At 63.7% G+C, this 24931-nt stretch carries 25 protein-coding genes and 2 tRNA genes; 9 read left to right on the top strand and 18 right to left on the bottom strand.

All coding sequences use genetic code 11. The features are described from left to right. Positions 1 to 13 precede the first annotated feature (13 nt). The 4 genes from glpX to VWY34_RS08560 all read left to right on the top strand — a co-directional run bounded on the left by glpX (position 14) and on the right by VWY34_RS08560 (position 3437). Positions 14 to 997, top strand: a complete 984-nt coding sequence (gene glpX / locus VWY34_RS08575; protein WP_416540475.1) for a class II fructose-bisphosphatase — start codon at positions 14 to 16, stop codon at positions 995 to 997. Positions 998 to 1139: 142 nt separating this feature from the next. Then, positions 1140 to 2882: a single-stranded-DNA-specific exonuclease RecJ gene (gene recJ / locus VWY34_RS08570; RefSeq protein ID WP_416544083.1), complete on the top strand. Its 1743-nt coding sequence runs from the start codon at positions 1140 to 1142 to the stop codon at positions 2880 to 2882. A 134-nt stretch (positions 2883 to 3016) separates the two neighbouring features. Continuing rightward, positions 3017 to 3091: transfer RNA gene (locus tag VWY34_RS08565), tRNA-Glu, on the top strand. 271 nt (positions 3092 to 3362) lie between these two features. After that, positions 3363 to 3437 (top strand) — tRNA-Glu (locus VWY34_RS08560). Between the two features lie 292 nt (positions 3438 to 3729). On the opposite strand, the gene VWY34_RS08555 is transcribed toward VWY34_RS08560, so the two are convergent. From VWY34_RS08555 to VWY34_RS08530, 6 genes are all read right to left on the bottom strand, one after another. Continuing rightward, a complete protein-coding gene (locus VWY34_RS08555; RefSeq protein ID WP_416534817.1) occupies positions 3730 to 4740 on the bottom strand; it encodes a diguanylate cyclase domain-containing protein in 1011 nt (336 codons plus the stop codon). After that, a complete protein-coding gene (locus VWY34_RS08550) occupies positions 4740 to 5327 on the bottom strand; it encodes a heme NO-binding domain-containing protein (RefSeq protein WP_416549144.1) in 588 nt (195 codons plus the stop codon). The genes VWY34_RS08555 and VWY34_RS08550 overlap by 1 nt, the downstream gene beginning before the upstream one ends. A gap of 94 nt (positions 5328 to 5421) precedes the next feature. Further along, entirely contained in the window at positions 5422 to 7209 is a 1788-nt protein-coding gene (locus tag VWY34_RS08545) for a DUF4153 domain-containing protein (RefSeq protein WP_416544082.1), read from the bottom strand. Between the two features lie 93 nt (positions 7210 to 7302). After that, positions 7303 to 8862, bottom strand: coding sequence for a trimethylamine methyltransferase family protein (locus VWY34_RS08540; protein ID WP_416534791.1), 1560 nt, complete (start codon positions 8860 to 8862; stop codon positions 7303 to 7305). 202 nt (positions 8863 to 9064) lie between these two features. Next, positions 9065 to 9754, bottom strand: coding sequence for an HAD family hydrolase (locus VWY34_RS08535; protein WP_416544081.1), 690 nt, complete (start codon positions 9752 to 9754; stop codon positions 9065 to 9067). Positions 9755 to 10051: 297 nt separating this feature from the next. Next, positions 10052 to 10336 (bottom strand): DUF3572 domain-containing protein, encoded by a 285-nt coding sequence (locus VWY34_RS08530; protein ID WP_416543093.1) that lies wholly within the window; start codon positions 10334 to 10336, stop codon positions 10052 to 10054. Between the two features lie 115 nt (positions 10337 to 10451). On the opposite strand from VWY34_RS08530, the gene VWY34_RS08525 reads away from it, so the two are divergent. Further along, positions 10452 to 11882 (top strand): diguanylate cyclase domain-containing protein, encoded by a 1431-nt coding sequence (locus VWY34_RS08525; RefSeq protein ID WP_416540480.1) that lies wholly within the window; start codon positions 10452 to 10454, stop codon positions 11880 to 11882. A gap of 318 nt (positions 11883 to 12200) precedes the next feature. Here VWY34_RS08525 and VWY34_RS08520 read toward each other — a convergent pair whose 3' ends face one another. The 4 genes from VWY34_RS08520 to VWY34_RS08505 all read right to left on the bottom strand — a co-directional run bounded on the left by VWY34_RS08520 (position 12201) and on the right by VWY34_RS08505 (position 14337). Then, on the bottom strand, positions 12201 to 12680 hold the full coding sequence (locus VWY34_RS08520) for a periplasmic heavy metal sensor (RefSeq protein ID WP_416534788.1): 480 nt from the start codon (positions 12678 to 12680) through the stop codon (positions 12201 to 12203). Continuing rightward, positions 12677 to 13153, bottom strand: coding sequence for a hypothetical protein (locus VWY34_RS08515; protein WP_416544080.1), 477 nt, complete (start codon positions 13151 to 13153; stop codon positions 12677 to 12679). Before VWY34_RS08515 ends, VWY34_RS08520 begins: the two co-directional genes overlap by 4 nt. Then, the gene (locus VWY34_RS08510; protein ID WP_416539304.1) at positions 13146 to 13769 is read right to left on the bottom strand and encodes an RNA polymerase sigma factor; all 624 of its coding nucleotides are present in this window, start codon (positions 13767 to 13769) and stop codon (positions 13146 to 13148) included. The genes VWY34_RS08515 and VWY34_RS08510 overlap by 8 nt, the downstream gene beginning before the upstream one ends. Positions 13770 to 13833: 64 nt before the next feature. Continuing rightward, positions 13834 to 14337 carry an EF-hand domain-containing protein gene (locus VWY34_RS08505; protein ID WP_416544079.1) on the bottom strand — a complete coding sequence of 168 codons (504 nt, stop codon included), beginning with the start codon at positions 14335 to 14337 and terminating at the stop codon, positions 13834 to 13836. A 235-nt stretch (positions 14338 to 14572) separates the two neighbouring features. Here VWY34_RS08505 and VWY34_RS08500 point away from each other — a divergent pair, with 235 nt between their 5' ends. Next, a complete protein-coding gene (locus tag VWY34_RS08500) occupies positions 14573 to 14989 on the top strand; it encodes a DUF983 domain-containing protein (protein ID WP_340544927.1) in 417 nt (138 codons plus the stop codon). 28 nt (positions 14990 to 15017) lie between these two features. Next, positions 15018 to 15785 carry an NUDIX hydrolase gene (locus VWY34_RS08495; RefSeq protein ID WP_416534784.1) on the top strand — a complete coding sequence of 256 codons (768 nt, stop codon included), beginning with the start codon at positions 15018 to 15020 and terminating at the stop codon, positions 15783 to 15785. A gap of 32 nt (positions 15786 to 15817) precedes the next feature. Here VWY34_RS08495 and VWY34_RS08490 read toward each other — a convergent pair whose 3' ends face one another. The 3 genes from VWY34_RS08490 to VWY34_RS08480 are packed head-to-tail and all read right to left on the bottom strand — an operon-like array spanning position 15818 to position 17878. Then, on the bottom strand, positions 15818 to 16720 hold the full coding sequence (locus VWY34_RS08490) for a DMT family transporter (RefSeq protein WP_340544924.1): 903 nt from the start codon (positions 16718 to 16720) through the stop codon (positions 15818 to 15820). A 17-nt stretch (positions 16721 to 16737) separates the two neighbouring features. Beyond that, positions 16738 to 17679, bottom strand: a complete 942-nt coding sequence (locus tag VWY34_RS08485) for a fatty acid desaturase (RefSeq protein WP_416544078.1) — start codon at positions 17677 to 17679, stop codon at positions 16738 to 16740. After that, positions 17672 to 17878, bottom strand: a complete 207-nt coding sequence (locus VWY34_RS08480; protein WP_340544921.1) for a DUF2061 domain-containing protein — start codon at positions 17876 to 17878, stop codon at positions 17672 to 17674. The genes VWY34_RS08485 and VWY34_RS08480 overlap by 8 nt, the downstream gene beginning before the upstream one ends. 108 nt (positions 17879 to 17986) lie before the next feature. Here VWY34_RS08480 and VWY34_RS08475 point away from each other — a divergent pair, with 108 nt between their 5' ends. Then, the gene (locus VWY34_RS08475; RefSeq protein WP_416544077.1) at positions 17987 to 18859 is read left to right on the top strand and encodes a helix-turn-helix domain-containing protein; all 873 of its coding nucleotides are present in this window, start codon (positions 17987 to 17989) and stop codon (positions 18857 to 18859) included. A 78-nt stretch (positions 18860 to 18937) separates the two neighbouring features. Here VWY34_RS08475 and VWY34_RS08470 read toward each other — a convergent pair whose 3' ends face one another. The 4 genes from VWY34_RS08470 to VWY34_RS08455 form a co-directional block, all read right to left on the bottom strand. Beyond that, positions 18938 to 19696 carry an SDR family oxidoreductase gene (locus VWY34_RS08470; RefSeq protein ID WP_416544076.1) on the bottom strand — a complete coding sequence of 253 codons (759 nt, stop codon included), beginning with the start codon at positions 19694 to 19696 and terminating at the stop codon, positions 18938 to 18940. Positions 19697 to 19706: 10 nt separating this feature from the next. Beyond that, entirely contained in the window at positions 19707 to 21179 is a 1473-nt protein-coding gene (locus tag VWY34_RS08465) for a carnitine 3-dehydrogenase (RefSeq protein WP_416544075.1), read from the bottom strand. Then, a complete protein-coding gene (locus tag VWY34_RS08460; protein ID WP_416544074.1) occupies positions 21176 to 21511 on the bottom strand; it encodes a hypothetical protein in 336 nt (111 codons plus the stop codon). Before VWY34_RS08460 ends, VWY34_RS08465 begins: the two co-directional genes overlap by 4 nt. Positions 21512 to 21639: 128 nt before the next feature. After that, complete coding sequence (locus VWY34_RS08455) at positions 21640 to 22557, bottom strand: 3-keto-5-aminohexanoate cleavage protein (RefSeq protein ID WP_416544073.1); 918 nt, start codon at positions 22555 to 22557, stop codon at positions 21640 to 21642. A gap of 132 nt (positions 22558 to 22689) precedes the next feature. Between VWY34_RS08455 and VWY34_RS08450 the strand changes: the two genes are divergently transcribed. Beyond that, the gene (locus tag VWY34_RS08450; RefSeq protein WP_260114364.1) at positions 22690 to 23781 is read left to right on the top strand and encodes a GlxA family transcriptional regulator; all 1092 of its coding nucleotides are present in this window, start codon (positions 22690 to 22692) and stop codon (positions 23779 to 23781) included. Between the two features lie 68 nt (positions 23782 to 23849). On the opposite strand, the gene VWY34_RS08445 is transcribed toward VWY34_RS08450, so the two are convergent. Further along, positions 23850 to 24893 (bottom strand): aldo/keto reductase, encoded by a 1044-nt coding sequence (locus VWY34_RS08445; protein WP_416544072.1) that lies wholly within the window; start codon positions 24891 to 24893, stop codon positions 23850 to 23852. Between the last annotated feature and the right edge of the window lie 38 nt (positions 24894 to 24931).

Raw genomic sequence — 24931 nt, 5'->3', positions numbered from 1 at the left:
TAGGACATTGGCTATGACTTCTGACACCAACGACGCCGCATTCAACGACCGCCTGCTGTCGCTCGGCCTGGCCCGTGTGGCCGAACAGGCCGCTCTGGCCTCGGCACCGCTGATCGGCCGCGGCGATGAGAAAGCCGCCGATCAGGCCGCCGTCAACGCCATGCGCGAGCAGCTGAACCTGCTGGACATCGCAGGTGTCGTGGTCATCGGCGAAGGCGAGCGTGACGAGGCGCCGATGCTTTATATCGGCGAGGAAGTCGGCACCGGCAACGGCCCCGGCGTCGATATCGCTCTGGACCCGCTGGAAGGCACCACGCTGACCGCCAAGGACATGCCCAATGCGCTGACCGTCATTGCCATGGGACCGCGCGGCTCCATGCTACACGCACCTGACACCTATATGGACAAGCTGGCTGTCGGCCCAGGCCTGCCCGAGAATGTCGTCTCCCTCGACATGAGCCCACGTGAACGGGTCGAAGCCCTCGCCAAGGCCAAGAACTGCGCGCCCGGCGACATCACCGTCTGCATTCTGGAACGGCCGCGTCATGAGTCCATGATCGCCGAGGTCCGCGAAACCGGGGCCTCGATCCGCCTGATCACCGATGGCGACGTTGCGGGCGTCATGCATTGCGCCGAAAGCGAGATCACCGGCATCGACATGTATATGGGCCAGGGTGGCGCGCCTGAGGGCGTACTGGCCGCCGCTGCGCTGAAATGTATGGGCGGGCAGATCTTTGGCCGTCTTCTGTTCCGCAACGACGATGAGAAAGCCCGCGCCGCCAAGGCTGGCATCACCGATCTGGACCGGGTCTACAGCCGTGATGAAATGGTGACCAGCGATGTGATCTTTGCCGCGACCGGCGTCACCGGCGGTTCGCTGCTGCCGTCGATCAAGCGCCAGCCGGGCTGGGTTGAGACCACCACCTTGCTGATGCGATCCAAGACAGGCTCGGTCCGCCGGATGAGCTATCGCACTCCGCTGAGCGCGCATCAGTAAGCTCTGACCGTGCGGCTTGCAGCACCGGTCGGGATTTGAGTATTTGAAGAAAGGTGAAAGGCCGGGTCCGCGCAGATCCGGCCTTTGCCATGGTCAGCCCGGTATCGGACTAGGGGCGGGCACGCAGGAAAGGGGCGCAGATATGAGCTTTCTGGGAGTTGAGACCTCGCTCACCGGTCGTCGCTGGATCGGTCCCGACGTGGACACCGCCCGCGCCGCCGAAATGATGGAACAGCAGACCACCCTGCCCCCGGCCGTCTGTCAGGTGCTGGCCCGACGCGGCGTCCCGGCGCATGAGGCCAGCGGCTTTCTGACCCCGCAGCTGAAGGAGCTGCTGCCGGACCCGCGCCGGATGAAAGATATGGAAAAGGCCGCCGCCCGGTTTCTGCAAGCGGTGGAGCGGCGCGAGCGGATTGCGGTCTTTGCCGACTATGATGTGGATGGCGGGTCTTCTGCCGCACTGCTTCTGGTCTGGCTGAACCAGGTCGGCCTGAGCGCCACGCTCTATGTCCCGGACCGCATCGACGAAGGCTATGGCCCCAATGACGAGGCGATGGCCGCCCTGGCGCGAGATCACGATCTGATCGTCTGCGTCGATTGCGGCACGCTGTCTCATGGCCCGATTGCCGCCGCCAAAGGCGCCGATGTGGTGGTTCTGGACCACCATCTGGGCGGCGAAACCCTTCCCGACTGCGTGGCGGTGGTGAACCCCAACCGTCAGGATGAGGACGGCGATCTGGGCTATTTCTGCGCCGCGGGTGTGGTGTTCCTGATGCTGGTCGAGCTGCGCCGCCAGATGCGCGACAAGGGACTTGGCACCGGGCCGGACCTGATGGCGCTGCTGGATCTGGTGGCGCTGGCCACCGTTGCGGACGTGGCGCCGCTGATCGAGGCCAACCGGGCGCTGGTCCGTCAGGGGTTGAAGGTGATGGCCGCCCGCCAGCGCCCCGGCCTGGTGGCGCTGGCCGATGTCTCGCGGATGGATTCGGCCCCTTCGACCTATCACCTCGGCTTCCTGCTTGGGCCTCGGGTCAATGCAGGTGGCCGCATCGGCAAGGCCGATCTGGGCGCGCGCCTGCTGGCGACCACGAATCCTGCCGAGGCCGAGGCAATCGCGGCCCGGCTGGATGAGCTGAACACCGAGCGTCGTGATATTGAAAACGCCGTTCGCGCCGCGGCGCTGGAACAGGCGGAGGCGCGCGGACTGGATGCACCGCTGGTCTGGGCCGCAGGCGAGGGCTGGCATCCGGGCGTTGTCGGCATTGTCGCCTCGCGCCTGAAAGAGGCCGCAGGTCGCCCCGCCATTGTCATCGGCCTTGACGGCGACGAGGGCAAGGGGTCGGGCCGCTCTGTCAGCGGCATCGACCTTGGCGCCGCGATCCAGCGGGTCGCCGCCGAAGGGCTGCTGATCAAGGGCGGCGGTCACAAGATGGCCGCTGGTCTGACTGTCGCGCGCGACCAGCTGGAGCCCGCCATGGCACGGCTGAGCGAGCTGTTGGCGAAGCAAGGCGCCGGTGATCTGGGGCCAAGCGCCCTGAAGCTCGACGGAATGCTGATGCCGGGTGCCGCCACGGTATCGCTGATCGAACAGATTGAACAGGCGGGCCCCTTCGGCGCGGGCGCACCGGCCCCGCGCTACGGGTTCCCCGATCTGCAGGTACGCTTTGCCAAACGGGTTGGTGAAAGCCATCTGAAACTCTCGCTCAGCGACGGGCTGAGCAGCGGGATTGACGCCATCTGCTTTGGTGCCTTTGACACTCCATTGGGACAGCGCCTGCTGGACCACGGCGGCGCGCGGTTCCATTTTGCCGGGCGCCTTGAAATCAACACCTGGGGCGGCCGACAGTCGGTGCAGCTGCGACTGGAGGATGCGGCAGAGGCCTGACCGCGCGCCGCCAGCAGAGCCAGGGAGAGCACAACAATCTCCAGCTATTGGCGGGGACAAAATAAATCGCGATGCCGGTGTTTTTTGGCTTGCGGCTTCCGGCCTGAGCCACTAAACACCCGCTCACACCAAGTGGCCCGTTCGTCTATCGGTTAGGACGCCAGGTTTTCAACCTGGAAAGAGGGGTTCGATTCCCCTACGGGCTGCCACTTTTCCTCCTCTTGCATATCCCGCTGATCGTGACGCCCCTGTTGCCTTTTGCGCGTCTGCGTGGCCTGCCTGCGGGTCTCCCCCCGTCATGTTCCCTTGCAACACCGGCAAACGGCCCGTTCGGATAAATCCGAAAGGCTCCGATTATATTCTGAGGTTTTTCAGAAGCTTGCAGAGATTTTTGCGATTTGGAAAAAAACTGGTCTTCTTGTGAAAATCCCTCTTGCACCGGGGCAGCGTACTCAGTAAACACCCCCTCACAGACCAAGTGGCCCGTTCGTCTATCGGTTAGGACGCCAGGTTTTCAACCTGGAAAGAGGGGTTCGATTCCCCTACGGGCTGCCACTGTATCTCCCCAGATTTTGCTTCGAGTTGCCTACGCGCTTGAGACCCGATTGGTCCTGTTGGTGGGTTCAAAGGGTATCAGGGTCTCGAATATATCAACCGTTTTCCCCGCAGATGCTGAGCCCCTGCGCAACGGGTGATCTGGCAAATCCATCTGAAAAACTGCCTCCGATGCGCCTCCAGCGACGTCTGCCGATGAGACAGGTCCAACTCGCCGGTCGCGAAATCAGGCCGCAGGGAGCATCAGACGCCTGAAGGCCGCGCGCAGGTCGCGCCGCCGCGGAACAGCCGCTTAAATCGGCTTGACGGTGTCTTTGTCTTCCATACCCGGTTGGTAAAAGAAATGGCGCGCCCGCCCGGCGTTTTTCGCCGCATAGAGCGCCACATCGGCCTGATTGAGCAGTGTCGCGGCATCCAGCCCGGCAGAAAACATCGTAGAAAGCGCGGTGCCTGCGCTTGCCGAGATCTTGCAGGTCTTGTCGCCAAAAGGGATCGGCTCTTCAATGCTGGCGATCAGACGGCGCGCGATGCCCGATAATTGGATCCGGTCAATAAGCCCCTCGAAGATCAGAACAAACTCATCCCCGCCGACCCGGGCAACGGTGTCGTTCTGGCGGGTACATTGCACCATAAGCTTTGCCACCCGCTGTAGCACGGTATCGCCGGCGGCGTGACCAAGCGTGTCGTTGACCTCTTTGAAGAAATCCAGATCCACATGCATCAACGAGAAATCCCGGCCCGAGGCGATCAGCCGGTTGAGGATATGGTCCATCGCGCGGCGGTTCTTGACCCCGGTCAGCGTATCAGTGAAGGCCTGTTCCTCGGCGGCGATTTTTGCCCCCTGCAGGCGCAGGTTCAGCTGGCGTGACGCCTCCATCGCGGCCGATTTGGCCTCAACCAGATAGAGCATCTCGATGGTCAGATCGGTGGGGGAGAAATCGGCGCTGGTCAGGTCATAATCACGCACGGCCTCAAGCACGGAAATACCAAAAGACAGGTTGATGAACCCACCCTTCCCCTCTGGAAACGGTGCCAGAACCCCCTTCAGGCCGGTCTGCGGCGCATCGCGGAAATTGAGGTGCAGTTTGGCCCCCGCCGTCTTCATCAGATCCTCGGTCGAGCGCACCCGGCGCGGCCGCGCCAGATCAAAGATCCGAAAGAACCTGCTGCCAAGCCATTCCGTATCCGGGCGCAGCTTTCGCAGCGTCGGTCCGACCCCGGTAATCCGACCGTCATGGTTAATGACCACATGCATCGGGCAGATTTCATTGGCGATGGAGGAGATTTCCTGCATGCTCAGCATCATAGCGAATGGGCCCCAAGATCGAAGGCCCGGCCTTCGGCAAATTCGGTTTCGACCAATGTGATCGATATCACCTCGGCATTGTCCTGCGTGCCGGAGTGGTCAAGGAAGACCAGATCGCCGTAGTCATCCGCCATCGCCCGAAGCACGCCCATCAAAACATGGGCATAGCCCGGCAAACCCGGCTGGCAATGCAGTTCGAATTGCCCCGGTGCCTGTTCGATCAGTTCCAGTCCGGGCAGGTTCACATCCGATACCGCAAGCCGCGCACGATCCGGCAGATCGTCCAGAGAATGCAGGAATTCCACATAGTTAACCCCGCCAAACCGCAGCAATCTGCGCAGCGACTCCAACTGCGGGTTCGACACCAGAAACGTGCCCATATCCTCAAGCATTTCAGGCAGCGGACGCCTCAGTAGCTCTTCGGCGGTGCGCAGCATGGTCTGGGATTGTTCATCCGTGTAGGTGAGCATGGCTTCGAACTCGCTGAAGCCGAGCTCTGCCGAATCCATAATCGCCTGCCAGCTCTCCGTTCCGAAGGTGGTGCTGACAAACGCCTGGAATGCCCTGTTGATCAGACCGTGCATCACTGGCCCCTTGCTACATGTCTCTACTTTTGGCCCAGCCTGGTTAATAAAGGGCCAACAATTAAAATTGCTACGGTTTTCCCTCAACCGTCGATCAGGGGGTTATCAGAACCTCCAAATCGCCCAGTTTCAACGTATTTTGCCGCGCGGGCGAGATTTCGAAACGACCCGCCTGAGCCGCCGCCAGCAGGGCCTCGACCTGCGCTATAGTCTGCTCTGTCCGGGCCGCCTCTCCAAGCAGAACGCTGCCCAGCATCTCGGCCCCATCCGGGCCAAACCGCAGGGCCAGACTCTCAAGCTGGGCACCGTTGCGGCCCTCTCTGAACAACAGCAGCGCCTGATCGTCGGCCGCATCAGCACTCACCCCGAGTGGCCCGCGAACCAGCACACATCCGGCGGCGCCATCCGGCAACAGCTGTTTGCAGCCCCGGATCCAGCGGACCAGCTGATAACGTCTCAGCCCCCTGAAATCCTCAGGAGTCGGCGCCGCTCCGGCTGGCTGCACCGGCATCACCTCGAGCAGGTCCCGGCGCAGATCATCGGTGACATCCTGCACATCCGCCGCCAGTTCCCAATAGGTCGCGGCACTGCGCGCCTCTTGCAGCCGCATCGTCAGATCCGTGTTGCCCGAAGCCTCGGCATAGGCCGCCAGCTGCTCCAGCCCGTCGCGCCCGGCCGTCCCCCACCGATGCGCCATCTGCCACAGGGGCAATTCCGCCGCATCGGCCTCGCCCGCCAGCACCCGCGCCACCTGGCTCTTGGCGGCAATGCGCCCGGCATCCACAACCGGTGTCAGGATCAGGGCCAAGGCGGCCCCGGTCACCAGCGCAAGGCCAACAGCCGCCCGGCGCAGCCGACCGGGCCACGCTGACCCGCCAAAGACGGCACAGCCGGCATAGGCCAGCCCATGCAGCAGCAAGACCGCCGCGAACCACAGCGCATAGACCCGATCCGGGGTCCAGCCATATTGCCGCACGCGCATCAGCACCGCCCATACGGCAAGCCCGGTCACCAGCATCAGCGCACCCGCCAGCAGGCGCGCGGCAGCCCCGTTGACCCCGCTCGGGTGCTGTTGCCAAGTCAGCGCCACGCAGACCAGCATCATCATCACAAGAGCCATCGCCATCAGGGTTCCCGCCGACGACAGCTGGCCAAAGGCGCTGGACAACCCCTGCACAGGGATAGCGGCCAGGAACAGGCCGACCACCAGCGCCACCGGGATCAACAGCAGGCTGAGCAGCCGGAACAGCAGCTGAGGCGCACCGCTGCCACCCAGATCCTGCACCACCGCCAGCCCCAGCCCAAAGACAGCGCCGCTCAGCATCAGCGCCAGCCAGTCGATCTCGGCGATATCCTCAAGCAGGGTGATGTTCACCAGATCAAGAAGCGCATGGGACAGAAATCCCAGGATCCAGAACACCAGAACAAACCCGGCGCCACAGGACAGGCGGAACAGCATCCCCCAGCTGGCCGACGACAGATCAGCAAAACGCATCCAGCGCCCCGGCTGCGCCATCCGCAACAGAACAAAGGGGCAGGCGATCGCCACCAGCACCACGGCCACCAGGACCAGAACTTCGTTGTCAAAGAGACCTGTTGCGACCTCGTACCGCGTTCCCGCCAGCAACATCAGACCCGTGATCGGCAGCGCGATCCACAGCGCCCCCCGCAGCGCCCGCGCCAGCGATACCGGGCCAATCATCGCAAGCGCCGCACCGCAAAAGCTGGAGAGAAAGGCAAATACCGCCAGGAACCCGGCCTCCGGCAGGACCGTCTGATCCCAGGACCGCGCCAGCAGCCAGAAGGCAAACCCGCTGCCAGCCCCCAACGCCACCATCGGCAAGCGGGCCCGTAGCAAGGTCGCGGTATCCGGATCAGTCATGGTTGCGATTCTCTCGTTAGACCGCCCTGATTTATACAATCGCATCAATTAATGGCAGAGGTCCGAACAGGCGAAACTTCCCCTCAACCGGGATTAGAAGTCCGTCGGGGCACCTCCCTCGGATTTTCGCCGCGCGACAAACTCCGCCAGCTCCTCGCGCAGAGCGGGATCCAGCGGTGGAGCCTCAAACCGGGCGATGATCTCCTTGAACAGATTATGGGCGCGCTGCGGGGTCCAGATGGCGCCGGCCGCCTCCCAGGCCTCGTAATTGCGCCAGTCGCTCAGATAGGGCTGGTAAAACGCGGTGCTGTAGCGGTCCTGCGTGTGCTGGATGCCAAAGAAATGGCCGTCGTTCCCGACCTCGCGAATGGCGTCCAGCGCGATATCCTCAGGGCCGGTCCCAATGATCTCAGGCTGCATATAGCGCTGTATCTGCTGGAGAATTTCGCAATCCATGATGAATTTCTCGGGGCTGGCGATCAGCCCGCCTTCCAGCCAGCCCGCCGCGTGATAGACCATATTGGTGCCGGACTGCACCGCCGCCCAGAGCGAATTGGAGGTCTCCCACATCGCCTGCCCATCAGGCACATTCGCCGCGCAGACACCGGAGGATCGCATCGGCAGCCCATAGTAGCGCGCCATCTGCCCGGTCATCTGGGTCGAGCGCATATATTCCGGCGTGCCAAAGGCCGGGGCGCCGGACTTCATATCCACATTGGAGGTAAAGGTGCCGATCACGCAGGGCGTCCCCGGGCGCACATATTGAAACAGGGCAATGGCCGACAGCGCCTCCGCGATGGATTGCGCAACAGCACCGGCCATGGTCACCGGCGCCATCGCCCCCGCCAGGGTAAAGGGCGTCACGACAATCGCCTGACCACGGCGCGCCAGCCGCAGACAGCCGTCGATCATCGGCTGATCATGTTTCAGCGGCGAGGTGGAGTTGATGTTGGTATACATATGCGGACGGGCCTCGAACTCCTCATGAGTAAGCCCTGCGGCGATGCGCACCATCTCCATCACATCCTCGACCCGCTCCTTGCCCAGCGAATAGGCGTGCATCGCCTTGTCGGTCAGCGTCAGCTTGTCATAAACCACGTCCAGATGCCGCACCGAGGCATGGATATCCACGGGTTCCACCGGGTAGCCACCGGCAAAATGAATGCAGTTGAAATACTGGGTCAGCTTCAGCAGGTTCTGGCACTGCTCGCGGGTGCCTGCCACCTTCGCATTGAGCGACATGTCCCAGTAGTTCGGTGGCGAGGAGACATTGCCGAACAGCAGGTGATTGCCGCCCACCGGCAGGCTATGGTTCGGGTTGCGCGGGGTGATGGTGAACTCAGATGGTGCCTTGGCGATCATCTCCATCACGAACTCACGATCCAGATGCACGCGGTCGCCGACCACCTTGCAACCCGCTTCCCTGAAGATCGCAAGCGCCTCATCGTTGAGGAACACGATGCCGATCTCTTCCAGGATCCGCATCGCGCCATCATGGATCGCCGCAACCCCCTCAGGCCCCAGCGGTTCCACCGGGCGGTCGATGTTGCGCGGAATCGACCAGGGCATCTGTTCGATCACCGCATCGCCGCGCCGGGCAGCTGCCCCCGCGCGCCCACCACCGCGCCGTCTGGATCTGGTCTCGGATGTCATGGCGGCCCTCCCCTGCTGTCATCCAGCCGCAGCAGACACATTGAGATGCGCCCGACCGCCGGCTCATGTCTCTCAGCAGGCCCTGTTCACACCGGGCAGGAATGCCTGTTCCCGACAGGTTTTGTCGCTTTTCAGCGCCAAACCGTCTCAGAACACATATTTCTGGGCATATGTGTCCAGTCCGTCAAACCCTGACCGCTGGTCAGCGATCCAGCCAGGCCGGGATATGGCCAATATCCGGCAGGACCACATCGGCATGCGCTTCCAGCTCCGCCGCCCCGGCAAGGCCGGTCAGAACCGCGATCCGTCGCATCCCCGCCGCCGCACCGGCCTCCAGATCGTGCAGGCTGTCGCCCACCATCGCCGTCCGCTCAGGTGCGATCCCGGTGGCGGCGCAGAAGGCCAGCAGCGGATCGGCATCCGGCTTTGCGCCATGGCCGCTGTCGAACCCCGCCACAAAGGCAAAGCGATCCAGCACACCGACGCGGCTCAGCTGCGATTTGGCCGAGAGTTCCGCATCATTGGTCATCACCCCAAGCACCTTGCCCCGCGCCAGCAGATCATCAAGGAAGGCCGCCAGCGGCACCGCCTCTGCAAGCTCTGCCGCCCCGGCGCTTTCAGCCATGTAAAGCTCCAGCGTATCCAGATCCATCGTCGACACATATGGCGCCAGAGCCTCGGCAACCTGTCGATTGGTCGAGGCAATCACCAGGCTGCTGGGCAGGATCTCTCCGGTCTGAAGATCAAAGTCGATGGCCGCCGCCATCGCCTGCAACCGCTCGGCATCGCCGTCCGACAGCAGCTCCAGCATCCGCCGGGTCCAGCGGTTCCAGGTCTCGGCAAAGTCGAACAGGGTTCCGTCCTTGTCGAACAACAGGGCATCAACGGGCATGGGCTCTCCTAGATCAAAGCTCTGTTTCATCCCGCGCCCTGACATCAGCGCAACGGGTCAGACGCGGAACGGTTGCCCGCAGGCTGCCGGAGACGTCGCCCGAGTCATAGGCGATTGCCACGCCCCACGCCAGAGCGCGGCAGCACCGCCCAGATCGCCTGGTTCAGAGAGGTTAATCAAACCGGTTAACACCGCGCCCACCGGCTGCGCACGTCAGCGTCACATTCCCGCCATCACAGCCGTTGCAGACCTGCCGTCCCGGCTGGGAGTCGTGGCTGGGCGTCCCCGCCGCGTGGCTCAGGTCCAATGCACCTGCGAACCGCCGGGCAACGCCATCCGCGCCTGCATCGGTTGATCATAGGCCAGCCCGACACTGTCGCAGAACTGTATGACCCAGGCATCATCCATGGTCAGAAAATCAAGGACGGATCCCAGAAACTCGGGATTTGCGGCCTGATCGCGCAGATCCGCCTCGCTCGCTCCGGTTGCGCCCAGAAAAACCGGCAGCAACTCATCATTGCCCGCCAGCCAGGCAAGCGCTTTTAAGCCCAAAGTCTCGGCTGCATCGGCGGAAAATAGCATATGGGCACACATTCCTGACACTTCGCTGTCAAATTGATGAAAATACGAAAGGGTTTGTTAACCAGTCTCATTAAAACTTGAGTCAATTCCAATGCAAGGGGCGAAAGGGCACCACGTGCAGGGCACTATCCTCATCATCGACGGGGTTGCGACCAACCGGATCATGCTAAAGGTCCAGCTGTCCGCCGCCTATTACCGGGTGGTTCAGGCCGAAACGGTCGCCGATATTGCCAAGACCGCCAGACGCTGCCGCCCCGACCTGATCCTCAGCGCGATGTCACTGCCCGATGGCGAGGCGATGGATGTGAAACAGGCGCTGGCCGCAGATGACCAGCTTGCCGAAATCCCGATGATCGCCATTGATCGCGACAGCGACGCCGACCGCCGTCTGGCCGCTCTCAGCACCGGCATCGACGACGTGCTCTGCCAGCCGCTCGACGACACCATGCTTCAGGCCCGCATCCGCAGCCTGCTGCGCGCCAGCAGCACCCAGGAAGAGCTGCATCTGCAACAGGGCGGCTCGCATGGCTATGCCCTTCCCCTGTCCAGCCCGCATATCAGCGCCGGTCTGAGCGGTGCCCATGTCGCGCTGGTCACCGAACAGACCGCCACTGCGGTCTACTGGCAGGCGCAGCTCGCGCCGCGGGTTCCCTACCACCTGTGCAACCACCAGTTCAGCGCCGTGCATCCGCTGATGCGCGAACCGGTGCCGGATGCCATCGTGATCGAACTCGGCCGCAATACGCTGGCGCAGGGCCTGCGCCTGCTGGCCGACCTGCGCGCCCGCGCCGCCACCCGGAAATCCGTCGTCATCGCTGTCGTCCACCCCGCCGATCCCGCCATCGCCGCAGAAGCTCTGGACCGGGGCGCTCATGATGTGCTCCAGTCCGGGTTCGATGTCGCCGAACTGGCGCTGCGACTGGATAGCCAGCTGCGCAACAAGGCGCGGATCGACCAGCTGCGCGACAATCTGCGCAACGGGCTGCGCGCCGCCGTCGAAGACCCGATGACCGGCCTCTTCAACCGCCGCTATGCCAAGCCATTTCTGGAGCGCGTCGCGCAGACATCGGCCAAGACCGGCGAGACATTTGCCGTCATGCTGGCCGATCTGGACCACTTCAAGCAGATCAATGATCTCTACGGCCACCCGGTTGGTGACGCCGTGCTGATCGAAGCGGCCAAGCGCCTGCAGACCGCGCTGCGCCCGGTAGACCTGCTCGCCCGCATCGGCGGCGAGGAATTCATGATCGTGATGCCCGCGATCGGCGAGGCCATGGCCGAGGCCGCCGCCAGCGATCTCTGTAACCGGATCAACAGCAAGCCGTTTCACATCGCCGGAGTCGAGACACCGATCTATGTGACCATCAGCATCGGTGCGGTGATCGGCGGGCGATCGACCCCGGCAGATCAGCACAGCCGCACCGCGCTGTCGCCTCAGGATCAGGACAGCGCCGTCAGCGCCCTGATCACCAATGCCGACCGGGCGCTTTACGCGGCCAAACATGCCGGACGCAATCAGGTCTCGCTCGCGGAGCTTGCCGCCTGACGCAGTCCACCACGGCTCCGGGACTACTTACGGGGCAAACGGCTCAGAGATATCCGCGCGGACCATGGCGCGGCGCAGGACACAGACCACGACCACCAGACACGGGACAGTGTTATGGGCGCCAGCGGCCACAGACCGGGACAACCCGGCAGGCCACTGGCACAAACGCAGGCAGGACCGGCCGAGCAGCCAAAGGGTCCAGAAACATGAAACGGGGCAGCGATCCTCTCACTGCCCCGTTTGGTATGGTTACAATTCGACGAGGTGCCATATCCCGGTCATTCGCACCTCATGCCTGTTAGCCTGCGCAGCAATGGCTCAATGCGGCCACCGGCGCCGACGCGGATGTTTGATCCGCTGTTCCAGATTGTCGGCATAGGCCGCCCGTTCGAGCGGGCTCATCGCCACCACCTGATCCAGCCAGGCCGCCTGCACCGAGCGCTGGAACCCATGCCGCCGCTCGGCGTGTTCATCCAGCATTCCGCTCAGCGCCTCGGCATCAAAGGGGTCGGCCCGCAGCAGATCCACCACCTTGCGCCCCTCGGCCTGACGCCGTCCCTGATAGCTGCCGTGCTCGCCTTCTGCCGCTTTGCGCAGGCTACGGCGGGTCTCGACCTCCAGATCCCGGAACAATATCGCGCCCACCGGTGGTGGCATCCCGGCAGCGGCCCTGCCGCCCGCAAACCGCCAGGCGGCCCCGCCCACAATGCCGACAATCACCAGGTTCAGCGCCAGAGAGGCAATCAGAAGCCAGCGCATCCAGCGACGCCGCTCAGGTCTGGGGGGTTCGTTGGTCATTCCATCTCCTCGCTCAGCACCATCGCCAGATCGTAACTGTCATCCGGCAACGCATCCTCACTCATCTCCAGCCCGGCAAGGCTCACCGGGTCGGGCAGGAACGACGGCGGCGCCAGCCCGATCCACAGCCCCGCCGCGCCCGCCACGCTAAGGCCTCCTAGGGCAGGCCATCCGCCCAGCCCGGCCAGCAGATCCCGCAGCCCGGCAAAAATCCGGTCGCGCATATCAGCGGGCTCAGCCGCCAGATCCCCCACAGGCACGCTGCGCTGCAGGATCGCCGCCTGCGTCGCCTGTGCATCGCTCAGGATCGCGCGCTCCAATGCCGGGGGCAGCGCCATCGGTGCGGCGGTTCGCGCCTCGGCAAACAGATCGTCCAGCACCAGCTCCGCAGCTTCCAGCGCCGCCGGATCCAGCTCATGCAGCGCATCATCGCCCATATCCGCAGGCGCAGTTTTTCCAGTTTTTTCAACCATCACTATACCCCAGTTCAGCCCGCCGCCCGGCAAGAAGAGCCGCCAGCGCCCGCTTGCCCCGCGCGGTCAGACTTTCGACCGCCTCGACGCTGATGTCCATGATCCCGGCAATTTCCGGGTTCGGCAGATCCTCAATGTGGCGCAGCACCACCGCCTGCCGCTGACGCTCCGGCAGCTGCATCAAAGCGGCCTGCAAAGCATCCTGCCGCGCGCCATCCTGCATCTTCTCTGCGGCGGATTTCGACGGATCGGGCGGATCGGGTATCGCATCCAGATCCACATGCCCGCCGCGCAGGCGGCGCTTGTGATCGATACAGAGGTTCATCACCACACGGTAGACCCAGGTCGACAGCCGCGCCCGTCCGGGTTCCCAATGTTCCGCCTGTCGCCACAGACGCACCATTGCCTCCTGGGCGATATCCTCGGCCTCGGCCCGGTTGCCCAGAACCCGCATCGCGACCCCTAAGGCCCGAGGCGCCAGCCGCGAGGTCAGCAAACCGGCCGCATCGCGGTCGCCCGCCGCAAATCGGATCAGCAAGGCGCCATCGGGATCATCCAACACAGGACCATCCACAGCGCCCATATCAGCCGCCGCCTTGACGTCAGGCGGTGACATCAGCGGGCCCTCATCACGGGCCCGCTGCAGGGTATCGGCAGAATTATGCACCTCTCGTATCGGATCAGTTCTGTTCCGTCCCGCTGTCCTGCGCCCCGGCGCGTGGTCGGTGACCAGCGCCATGGCGGTCACGGAACTTTGCCCGGGCAGCTTCGAATTCATCCTTGCTGATTGCACCATCGTCATTGGCATCGGCGCGGTCAAACATCTTTCCGATCCGGCGCGGTTTCGGCAACTCATCCAGGCTTAGCGCGCCATCCTTGTTGGCGTCCATCCGCTCCAGCATCGCTGCGGCACGGGTCTTGGCACGGGCCTCGGCAGCCTTTTCCATCTCCGCCAGCGTCAGCTTGCCATCGCCATCCGCATCCGCCGCAGCAAAGCGCGCCTCGCGCAGACCTTCCATCTCGCTCCTGGTGACCTGACCATCACCATTGGTGTCCATCTCCTCAAAGCTCATCCTTGGACCATGCCCGCCCTTGCCCGCAAACCCCGGTTTGGCGATCGCACCGGTGGCCCCGATCAGAGCTCCGACAGCAACAACAGCTGCAATAAAATTGGTATGCTTCATATCTGCGCGTCCTCTTGCAGCAGGCAGCCCCATGCTGCCGATCACAGAAACAAAACGCAGCCCTATCCGGGTTCCGTCGCAAAAACTTCAAAACCGTCGCAGAAAGTTTCAACCGTCCATTGCACTGAAGCGCTTGGCAGCGCAGTCTTGCGGCATGCCGACGCACTGTGGCGCACTGCCTCTTTAAACTTATGGGAGAAACGCTCAGATAAGCGGACAAAAGATAGGATTTGTCATGACCGAGTCATCTGTGGCCCTTTCGGCCGATATTCAATCGAACGATCAGGAAGACCGCCCCACCATGCCCGCCGTTCTGCGCGGCTGGCGGTGCAAATGCCCCAACTGCGGCGAAGGCAAGCTGCTGCACTCCTATCTGAAGGTGAACGACAGCTGCTCCAACTGCGGGCTTGATCTCACCCATGCGCGCGCCGATGACGGCCCGGCCTATCTGACCATTCTGCTGGTCGGCCACATCATGGCCCCGCTGCTGCATGTGGTCTATTTCACCTGGCGGCCCGAGCCGATGGTCACCTTCACGGTGTTCTCGCTGGGCTGTTTGCTGTCCTCGCTGTTCCTTCTGCCACGGATGAAAGGCATCGTGATCGCCTATCAATGGGCACGCCGGATGCACGGCTTCGGCAAGGACAGCTGATCCCGAAAATCGACAGGAAGACCCAGACATGAGCAAATCGCCCAGCCCGGCCCAGGCAACCATGGACACCGGCTACGCCGATGCCGCCACTGCCCGCCGGGACACAACACCGATCCGCAACGCCGCGACAATTATCGCCGTGCGCGACCGGATGGGCGACGACCCTCAGGTGCTGATGGGGCAACGCGGGGCAAAGGCCGCCTTCATGCCCAACAAGGTGGTCTTTCCCGGCGGCGCCGTCGATCCGGGCGACGCCGATGTCCCGCTCGCCAGCGCCCTGCCGCCCCTCTGTCGCGAACGGCTGACGGAGCAGGCGCAGGAGGATCTGCATCACGCCCTTGCCGCCGCAGCCATCCGCGAGCTGTGGGAGGAAACCGGACTCATCCTCGGGCAGCCCGGCAGCTGGCCGACAGCCCCCACCCCCGACTGGGTCGATTTTGCCGCGACCGGTCATCTGCCTGCCGCCGAGGCGCTGCAATTTGTCTTTCGCGCCATCACGCCCCCCGGTCGCCCGCGCCGCTTTGATGCGCGGTTCTTTCTGGTGGATGCGGCACATGTCAGCAGCGATATCGACGATTTCTCCCGCGCCTCGGATGAGCTGTCGCACCTGCAATGGATCCCGCTCAGCCAGGTGCGCACCTATGATCTGCCCTTCATCACCGAGGTGGTGCTCGCCGAGGTCACCCGCCGCATCCGCCAGGAAGGCCCGCCCGCAAGCGTGCCGTTCTTTCGCAATGATGATGAATCGAGCCATTTTCTGCGGCTGAACGGCTATCCGATGCCGCAGGACGGCTGACCCCCGGCCAGTTGCCTTGCCCGCACGATCGCTCAGATCGCCAGCAGCAGTGCCAGAATGGACAGGATCAGCAAGCCCATGCCCAGGATTTCCCGGCGCGTGATCTGTTCCCTGAAAAACAGCACCGATGCCAGCAGGGACAACAGCAATTCGATCTGTCCCAGCGCCTTTACATAGGCCGCGTTCTGCAGGGTGAAGGCCCAGAACCAGCAGAAGGATCCCGCCATGCTGGTCAGGCCCACCCAGATTGCCACCCGCCGCGCCGCCCAGACCCGTGCGATTTCGCCCGGCTCCCGCCACTTCAGCCAGACCAGCATGAACAGCGTCTGCAGGCTCACCACGATGGCCAGCGTGACCCCGGCACGAAACGCAGGCGCCAGCGCGTCAAGCTCAAGCGAGGCGGCGCGGTAGCTCACCGCGGAAAAGGCAAACAGCACCCCCGATCCCAGCCCCAGCAGCGACGCCGGACTGGACAGATGCCGCCACCACGGCCCCTTGCTTTCGGGCGTCTTCGACAGCACCAGCACCGCGCAGAGCCCGATGACAATGGCCAGCCAGCCCAGCGGCGTGATCTGATCGCCCAGCACCACCAGCCCCACCAGCGCGGTCTGAATCACCTCGGTTTTCTTGAAGGTGATGCCCACGGCAAAATTGCGCTGGCGAAACAGCGCCACCACGCAGACGGTCGCAAGGATCTGCGCCGTCCCGCCAATGGTGGCAAACACCCAGAACCGCCCGGTCAGCGCGGGCATCCCCTGCCCCGATATCGCCAGATAGGCCAGCAATCCGGCCCAGATCACCGGCGCCGAATAGACAAACCGGGCAAAGGTCGCGCCGGCCGACGACAGCGTGACGCTGCTCAGCACTTTTTGCAGCATGAAGCGAACCGTCTGGAAACTGGCCGCGGCGATAGCGATGGGGATCCACAATGTCATACCGCCCTTATGGGGCGCTATCGGCGCTCTGACCAGATCGGATGTGCCACTGGATCCTTTGCGCGCAGCGCATATCGGCGCAGGACCGCGCCATAAGACGGATAGGCATAGCCTTCGTTGCGCCTGAGAAACTCCGCGCGCCGACTTCGGTACAGCTTCGGCAACGCGTACCAGGGCACCCCCGGATGGCTATGGTGCACCACATGCAGGTTGTTGTTCAGAAACAGAAACCCCAGAACACCGCCCCGCTCGATGATCACCGTGCGCGCCGCCGGGCTGACATGGGCGCGATGCTCCAGAAAGGTGCGGATCTTCAGGATCGCAAGCCCCAGATAGGCCGCCAGCAGATAGGCCCATAGCGGCAGCCCGCTCTGTCCCACCAGCCACAACGTCAGCCCAGCCCCCAAGATATGCAGCAGCCAGTCGCGCAGCACTGTCATGCTCCCGCCCCGGATCAGCCGCCAGTCCGCCACCATAAAACGGATCTGCCCCAGCAGCGGCCCCAGCAGCACCCGCCCCAGAAGCGTGTTGTTCACCCGCAGCAGCAGCCGCGCCGGCAGCCCCAGCCGCCGCCATCGCGCCGGATCCAGGTAATTGCTTTCGGGATCATCATAAGGATCGGTCAGCCGCTCATCCCGGTGATGCGCCAGATGGGTGTCGCGAAACCGGCCATAAGGAATGGCAAGGTTCAGTGGCAGCGCCATCAGCGCCTCGTTCAGCGCCCTCAGACCGAACGGATGCCCATGCAGCGCCTCATGACAAAGCGAGGAATGCAACGTGATCAGACAGGCCAGAACCGGCACCGCCAGCCAGACAGATAGAGGTGGCAGCCAGATCAGCGCCGCGCCCCAGACCGCGTAACAGCCGAGCATCAGCCCCAGCGTGCCCCATTCGACCCGCCCCGGATTAAGCACGAAACGGTCTAGGCCAGCGCTGCGGGCGGTATGCGGATCAGACATGCCGCCGCCCCCAGCCCACGCCTGCCCAGACCCGTTCATAGATCACATAGCACAGGAACCCGACGCAGCTGTTCAGGATCGCAAGCCTGCCGCCCAGCCCGGCAGATCCGGTCACCAGCCAGCCAACGCCCGCCATCATTATCAGGCCAAGCAGGTTCCAGATCACCGCCTTCGCCACGGATCGCGCCCGCGTTTCCATCCGCATCCTCCTGTCTTTCCGGCTCCCCTCAGGCCTACCCCGGCGCGACACGATGCAGAATTCGGAATATGATTAACAAAATTCAGCAATGGTGATAATAATCACCACATGATTGAAATTCTGGACAAACGGCTGCGCGCCGAACAGTTCCGCCTGCGTCTCAACCGCGCGCTCAGCGACAGCGGCCTCAGCCAGAGCGCGCTGGCCCGCGCTATCGGCGTCGACCGCTCCACCATCTCGCAACTGCTGACCGACGCCGGCGCGCGGCTGCCGAACGCCCATGTGGTCGGCGCCTGCGCCGCGGCCCTCGGCGTCTCTGCCGACTGGCTCCTCAGCCTGTCGGACCGCCCGGAGAACGCCGCCGATCTGGTGGCCGCCAGCCTGACGATGACCGCGGCCCCCCGCGCTCTGGTGGATGAACGTATCTTTGAATGGCACCAGGAGGCACAGGGCTACAAGATCCGCCATGTGCCCGCCGCCCTGCCCGACATGCTGAAAACCCGCGCCCTGCTGGAATGGGAATATGCCCCGCATCTGGGCCGCACCGCCGATCAGGCCATCGGCGCGTCGGAGGATCGTCTGACATGGATGCGCCAATCAGCCTCCGATTATGAAATCGCCATGCCCATCTATGAGCTGGAGAGCTTTGCTCAGGGCGTCGGCTACTATGAGGGGCTGTCGGCAGAGATCCGGCGGGAGCAGCTTACCCACTTTGAACGCCTCTGTGAGCAGCTCTACCCCCGCCTGCGCATCTATCTCTTTGATGCCAAGCGGCTTTATTCCTCACCGATCACCATCTTCGGCCCGCTCCTAGGGGTGTTCTATGCCGGCTCGCATTATCTGGCCTTCCGCGACAAGGAGCGGATTGCCACCTTCACCAGCCATTTCGACAATCTGGTGCGCGAGGCCGATATCACCGCCCGGCAGCTGCCGGGACGGCTCAGAGCGCTCAGCGCCGCGATCAGCAGCGGTTCCACCTAACACCGAGGGCTGCGCCTGCCTTGCAGCCGGGCAGAACATTTCACCGTTGGGCAGGCCTTTCCGCCCGCCGCTCCACCGTCACAGCTTCGGGTCCGGGTTCTCCGTGTGGCCATCAACCGCAATCACCTGCCCCGATACCAGCCGCGCCGCGTCCGACCCCAGAAAAACCGCCATATTGGCAATGTCGCTGGCCTCGACAAACCGTCCCATCGAGGTGCCGGAGGCATAGCCCGCATAGACCTCATCCCGGGTCATGCCCTTGGCCGCCGCCTCGCGCTCCAGCACCCCTTCCATCCGCGGGCCTTCCACCGCTCCGGGACAGATTACATTGGCGCGGATGCCAAAGGGGCCAAGCTCCATCGCCAGCGTCTTCATCAGGCCGATGACCGCCCATTTGGCCGAACAATAAGGTGCCCGGTTCGGATAACCGTACTGCCCGGCAGTTGAGGATGTCACGATGATCGACCCGGCATTTGCCGCCTTCATCAAAGGTGCTGCGTATTTGGCGGCCAGAAAGCAGCCCTCCAGATTGACGCTCACGCATTTGCGCCAGTCCTCCAGCGCAATGTCTTCGATCAGCGCGGTCGGCCCGGCGATGCCCGCATTGGCGCACAGAACATCCAGCCCGCCCCAGACGTCAGCGATTTCGGCAAACAGCGCCTTGACGCCCGCCTCATCGTTGGCATCCACTGCCGTCGCCCGCCAGCCCTCCGGCACGTCTGCCAGCGCCACGGCGCTCACATCCGTGACCCAGACCTGATGGCCGGCGGCGGCAAAGCCCTCGGCCATGGCGCGGCCAATTCCAGACCCGCCGGCGGTGATCAGAACCCGGCTCATGCCCGAAATCTCACCGTGGCGCGCCGATGGCGCGGCCCAGCCCGTCCGGCGCGGGCAGCGCCGCATGAGCCTCGGCCAGCTTCACCAGATTGGCCTCGATATGCGGCGCAGGCGGGGCAGAGCGGCGGGTCGCAAGGTCCACATGCAGCAGCATATGCTCGCCGGTCGCCAGCAGACGCTCGCCCGAATACATCTCGTGCCACAGGTGCATCTTCTTGCCCGCCCCCATGATCACCCGGGTGCGCACCTGGATCGGGTCGCCCGCATGGACCTCGTCGATGTGGCGGATATGGGTCTCGGCGGTGAAGTAGCTGCCGCCACTGGCGATATACTCCGCATCGCAGCCGATGATCATCATCAGCCGGTCGGTGGATTGCGCAAAGGCATCCAGATAGCGGCTCTCGGTCATATGGCCGTTGTAATCGGTCCAGTCCAGCGGCACCACGCGGCTCTGGGTCAAAACCGGCTGGCTCAGGTCTTTCAGGTCTTCGATCCGGCGCACCAGCCCGGCCTCGCCTTCGCGGTTCAGGTCATGACTGTTCTGCAGCGCGCCCGCACCCCAGTTGTTTGCGCCCAGCGCCCGCATCATGCCGACCAGGTTGTCGTCCCGGTGCCGCTCCAGCTCGCGGATCGAATACTGGCCGGACTGCGCGTCCGACTGGCCCGCGATCAGGTCTACCAGCTCATCGGTGAACTCCGGCACATCCATCAGCTTGGTCCAGGGCCAGCTGAGGCAGGGGCCGAACTGCGCCATGAAATGCTTCATGCCCGCCTCGCCGCCCGCAACCCGGTAGGTCTCAAAGAGGCCCATCTGCGCCCAGCGGATGCCAAAGCCGTAGCGGATCGCGTTGTCGATCTCCTCGGTGGTGGCGATGCCGTCCTTCACGAGCCACAGCGCCTCGCGCCAGACCGCCTCTAGGAACCGGTCGGCCACATGGGCGTCGATCTCTTTCTTCAGGTGCAGCGGGTACATGCCGATCTCGGTGATGATCGCCTTGGCCCGGTCGACAACACCCGCCGGGTTGGCCTCTGTTGTGACCAGCTCCGCCAGCGGCAGCAGGTAGACCGGGTTGAACGGATGCGCGACCACGATCTGGCCGGGATTCTCGCGCCCGTCCTGCAGCTGCGACGGCTTGAAGCCCGAGGTGGAGGAGCCGATCACCGCATCCGGCGCGCAATGCGCCTGCAGCTCGGCATAAACCTTCTGTTTCAGGTCCAGCCGCTCCGGCACGCTTTCCTGGATCCATGCCGCGCCGTCCACGGCATCCGCAATGGTGTCATGGAAGGTCAGGCTGCCCTCCGCAGGCAATGCCACATTGCCAAGGCCGGGCAAGCTCCGGCGGGCATTCCCCAGCACTTCGCCGATCTTGCGCTCCGCTTCCGGGTCCGGGTCGAACACCCGCACGTTCCAGCCATTCAGCAGGAACCGCGCGGCCCAGCCGCCGCCGATAACCCCGCCGCCGATGATTGCTGCTGTTTTCATGTCAGAATACTCATCCAAGTCCAGGTCCATAGCGTGGCAATACCGACAAGAAATGCCACGCCTCCTACTTTTCCCGCTGTACTGATTCGCTTGCCGATCAAACCGATCACTGCGCCAGCCAACACCAATGCACCTGCGTTGAAACCGCTTCCCACGAGAAACGCAATTTGCCCATTCTGTTGCCAGCCCTCATGAAGAAATGCCGGAGCGGCCAACGCTGCAGCCATCATGGCGACCGCGGCGGCAAAGTACCTCCATCCGCCATCGCTTGCCTGAAGAAAGGCAGAAAGACCAACAATCCCTGCAAACGGAAGCGCCATTACCAAAACCATGCTGAAATCCCCTTTTTGGTTATGATTCGCATCATTGGGTTTTCGCTGCCAAGTTCAAGCAGGGCCAATTGGCCGGTGCACAGGGGGTGCACAGAGGGTGCACGCATGTCACCCCCGGTTTTGAATGCTTACTTCGCCACCGGTGCGCGTTTCACCAGACCCAGCTGCTCCCGCACGTCCTTCGGCCCCATCACACGGGCCCCCATGTTCTCGATGATGGTGCCCGCCCGTTCGACCAACTGCCAGTTTTCCGCCAGCTGCCCCTTGCCGAGCCACAGGTTGTCCTCAAGACCCACCCGCACATTGCCGCCCGCCAACACGGAGGCCGCCACATAGGCCATCTGATCGCGCCCCAGCGAGAACGCCGACCAGTCCCAGTCACCCGGCACATTATTGACCATCGCCATGAAGGTGTTGAGGTCATTGGGCGCGCCCCAGGGGACCCCCATGCACAGCTGGACCAGCGCCGGGCTGTTCAGCACGCCTTCCTTCACCAGCTCCTTGGCGAACCACAGATGACCGGTGTCGAAGGCTTCGATCTCCGGCTTCACCCCCAGATCGGTCATCATCTGGCCCATGGCGCGCAACATGCCCGGCGTGTTGGTCATCACGTAATCGGCCTCGGCGAAGTTCATCGTGCCGCAATCCAGCGTGCAGATCTCCGGCAGGCACTCCGCCACATGCGCCATCCGGGCGGTGGCGCCGATCATATCGGTGCCAGCCTCGCTCAGCGGCAGCGGGTTTTCTGTGTCGCCAAACACCATGTCACCGCCCATGCCCGCTGTCAGGTTCAGCACCACATCGACATCCGCATTGCGGATCCGCTCGGTCACCTCGCGGTACAGATCCAGCCGTCGGCTGGGGGCACCGGTCTCGGGATCACGCACGTGGCAATGCACGATCGCCGCCCCGGCCTTGGCCGCCGCAATCGCGCTATCGGCAATCGCCTGGGGCGATCTGGGCACATGCGGGCTGCGATCCTGGGTGCTGCCAGAGCCGGTCACGGCGCAGGTGATAAAGACGTTTTTGGCCATATTCAGAGGCATTTTGGTTTTCCCCTCGATGTACAGGGTTGTGCCCGAGTTATCCCCAAGCCTGCCCCCAGATTCCTGTTTGTGTTGCTTTCAACAGTGCCGCAGCCTTGGTGCACCCACTAGTCAACATGCGAATCGAACTTGATGAAATCCGCAAAAAACATCCTCCAGCCCGAGAATCAGCCGCTAAAAACCGCTGTTTTGGTGCTTGATGAGAGCAATACGCTGTCCTTCGCCGCTGCCGTCGATCCTATGCGCGCGGCCAATCGGCTGGCAGGTCGCGGCGCATTCGACTGGGACTATGTCACCGCCACCAGCGAGCCTGCGATGCTGACCAGCGGCCTCTCGGTGCCCGGCATCCCGCTGGCCCGGCTGCAAAGCTGCGAATTGCTGATCGTGATCGCCGGCTTCCAGCTCGCGCGCCATGCGACCCCCAGCCTGCTCGCCGGTCTGCGCCGTCTGGCGGCAGGTGGCGCGACCATCGCCGGCATCGACGGCGGCCCCTGGCTTATGGCCGAGGCCGGTCTGCTGGACGGCCACCCCGCGACGACACATTGGGAAGATCTGGACAATTTCGCCAGCCGCTTTCCGGGCGTGCAAAGCCGCAACGACCGCTTCACCCTCTCCGAGGGGCGGATGACCTCCGGCGGGGCGACCCCGGCGATCGAGATGATGCTGCATATCATCGGCAGCCGTCATGGTGCGGGCTTTGCCTCACGCGTGGCCGGCCTGTTCCTCTACGATGGCCCCGGCTCGACCGAACGGCCACAAAGCCGCCTTGGCAGCTCCAGACATTCCTCGCTCACGGCACGGGCCAACGCCCTGATGGAGGCCGCGCTGGACGATCCCAAACCGCTCAGCGAGATTGCCGAGGAACTGGGAACCAGCACCCGCAGCCTGCAACAGCAGTTCCGCCTGCGGCTGAATACGACGCCGCAGGACCATTATCTGCAACTGCGTCTGGCCGAGGCGCGCCGACTGGTGACCGACACCGATCTGCCGATCATGGAGGTCGCGCTGGCCACCGGCTTCAACTCGCAGTCGAGCTTTGCCCGCGCCTTCCGCACCGCCCATGGCATCACCGCGCGCGAACTGCGCCAGACCAGCCTCGCAACCGCCGCAACGCCACGTCTGGCGGCAAGCAAACCGCTGTTCAGCCAAGCCCCCCTGTCGCAGGGCCAGACCTCGCTGCGCCAGAGCGGACCGCTGCCACGGCACTCAACCGGTTCTTACTGACTGAGCCTTTTGCAGATCAGAACGGGCGCCCCGGCGGGCGTGCCCGTCCTGCCAGCAGCACCGCCAGATCAATAAGGCATCGGATGGGCGCGATGGGCCGCGTCGATCTCGTCCATCACCTCCTGCGACAGCGTCAGATCATCGCCCGCCAGCGCGTGCTCCAGCTGCGGCAGCGTGGTGGCACCCAGAATGGCCGACGCCATGAACGGCCGGGTATGGCACCAGGCCAGCGCCATATGCACCGGGTCCAGACCATGGCGCGCGGCAATCTCCAGATAGGCAGCTACCGCCGGATAGACCCGCGGCGTATCACGCCCGCCCAGTTCCGGGTTCAGCGTCTTGCGGGAGGCCTCAGGCACCGCACCATCCTGATATTTCCCCGTGAGCAGGCCCGTTGCCAGCGGTGAAAATGCCAGCAGCCCGACGTCCTCATAGGCGCTCAGCTCCGCCAGATCGGTATCGTATAGACGGCACAGCAGCGAGTATTCATTCTGGATCGAGGCCACCCGTGGCCCGCCCATCTCCTCCGCCAGCCGCAGCCAGTGCGCCGTGCCCCAGGCGCTTTCGTTGGACAGACCAAAGGCGCGGATATTGCCCTTGTCCACCTGCGCTTTCAGCGCCTCCAGGCAGCCGGCCATATTGTCCAGCACCTCGGCCCGGTCATCGCCACCCGGATCATACTGCCAGTTCTTGCGGAACATGTAGCTGCCCCGATTGGGCCAGTGAAACTGATAGAGGTCGATGTAATCCGTCTGCAGCCGCCGCAGCGATCCCTCGATGGTGGCCGGAATGGTCTCTGTGGTGATCGCAGCGCCATCGCGCACCGCCTGCAACCCCTCGCCGGAATGTTTGGTCGCCAGGATGTAATCCCCGCGCCGCCCGCTGCGGGCATTCCAATTGCCGATGATCGCCTCGCTGTCCCCGATCGTCTCGGCGCTGATCGGATTCACCGGGTACATCTCGGCGGTATCCAGAAAATTCACCCCCGCCGCCAGCGCCAGGTCGATCTGCGCATGGGCGTCAGACTCATCCGTCTGGGTGCCAAAGGTCATGGTGCCAAGACAGATACGCGACACCTCCATACCGGTGCGGCCAAGCGGGTTCTTTTTCATTTCGCGCAGATCCTTCGTGTTGCAACTCGCAACAGACC

Origin of the sequence: Phaeobacter sp. JH20_02 (assembly GCF_048056915.1) — a bacterium.
Classification (GTDB): domain Bacteria; phylum Pseudomonadota; class Alphaproteobacteria; order Rhodobacterales; family Rhodobacteraceae; genus Phaeobacter; species Phaeobacter bryozoorum.
This window is presented reverse-complemented; position numbering and strand designations above follow the sequence as displayed.

Coding starts and splice junctions, on each gene's coding strand:
- glpX (WP_416540475.1), top strand. CDS start 14: ATGACTTCTGACACCAACGACGCCGCATTCAACGACCGCCTGCTGTCG.
- recJ (WP_416544083.1), top strand. CDS start 1,140: ATGAGCTTTCTGGGAGTTGAGACCTCGCTCACCGGTCGTCGCTGGATC.
- VWY34_RS08555 (WP_416534817.1), bottom strand. CDS start 4,740: ATGCTGAGCATGCAGGAAATCTCCTCCATCGCCAATGAAATCTGCCCG.
- VWY34_RS08550 (WP_416549144.1), bottom strand. CDS start 5,327: ATGCACGGTCTGATCAACAGGGCATTCCAGGCGTTTGTCAGCACCACC.
- VWY34_RS08545 (WP_416544082.1), bottom strand. CDS start 7,209: ATGACTGATCCGGATACCGCGACCTTGCTACGGGCCCGCTTGCCGATG.
- VWY34_RS08540 (WP_416534791.1), bottom strand. CDS start 8,862: ATGACATCCGAGACCAGATCCAGACGGCGCGGTGGTGGGCGCGCGGGG.
- VWY34_RS08535 (WP_416544081.1), bottom strand. CDS start 9,754: ATGCCCGTTGATGCCCTGTTGTTCGACAAGGACGGAACCCTGTTCGAC.
- VWY34_RS08530 (WP_416543093.1), bottom strand. CDS start 10,336: ATGCTATTTTCCGCCGATGCAGCCGAGACTTTGGGCTTAAAAGCGCTT.
- VWY34_RS08520 (WP_416534788.1), bottom strand. CDS start 12,680: ATGACCAACGAACCCCCCAGACCTGAGCGGCGTCGCTGGATGCGCTGG.
- VWY34_RS08515 (WP_416544080.1), bottom strand. CDS start 13,153: ATGGTTGAAAAAACTGGAAAAACTGCGCCTGCGGATATGGGCGATGAT.
- VWY34_RS08510 (WP_416539304.1), bottom strand. CDS start 13,769: ATGTCACCGCCTGACGTCAAGGCGGCGGCTGATATGGGCGCTGTGGAT.
- VWY34_RS08505 (WP_416544079.1), bottom strand. CDS start 14,337: ATGAAGCATACCAATTTTATTGCAGCTGTTGTTGCTGTCGGAGCTCTG.
- VWY34_RS08500 (WP_340544927.1), top strand. CDS start 14,573: ATGACCGAGTCATCTGTGGCCCTTTCGGCCGATATTCAATCGAACGAT.
- VWY34_RS08495 (WP_416534784.1), top strand. CDS start 15,018: ATGAGCAAATCGCCCAGCCCGGCCCAGGCAACCATGGACACCGGCTAC.
- VWY34_RS08490 (WP_340544924.1), bottom strand. CDS start 16,720: ATGACATTGTGGATCCCCATCGCTATCGCCGCGGCCAGTTTCCAGACG.
- VWY34_RS08485 (WP_416544078.1), bottom strand. CDS start 17,679: ATGTCTGATCCGCATACCGCCCGCAGCGCTGGCCTAGACCGTTTCGTG.
- VWY34_RS08480 (WP_340544921.1), bottom strand. CDS start 17,878: ATGGAAACGCGGGCGCGATCCGTGGCGAAGGCGGTGATCTGGAACCTG.
- VWY34_RS08475 (WP_416544077.1), top strand. CDS start 17,987: ATGATTGAAATTCTGGACAAACGGCTGCGCGCCGAACAGTTCCGCCTG.
- VWY34_RS08470 (WP_416544076.1), bottom strand. CDS start 19,696: ATGAGCCGGGTTCTGATCACCGCCGGCGGGTCTGGAATTGGCCGCGCC.
- VWY34_RS08465 (WP_416544075.1), bottom strand. CDS start 21,179: ATGAAAACAGCAGCAATCATCGGCGGCGGGGTTATCGGCGGCGGCTGG.
- VWY34_RS08460 (WP_416544074.1), bottom strand. CDS start 21,511: ATGGTTTTGGTAATGGCGCTTCCGTTTGCAGGGATTGTTGGTCTTTCT.
- VWY34_RS08455 (WP_416544073.1), bottom strand. CDS start 22,557: ATGCCTCTGAATATGGCCAAAAACGTCTTTATCACCTGCGCCGTGACC.
- VWY34_RS08450 (WP_260114364.1), top strand. CDS start 22,690: ATGAAATCCGCAAAAAACATCCTCCAGCCCGAGAATCAGCCGCTAAAA.
- VWY34_RS08445 (WP_416544072.1), bottom strand. CDS start 24,893: ATGAAAAAGAACCCGCTTGGCCGCACCGGTATGGAGGTGTCGCGTATC.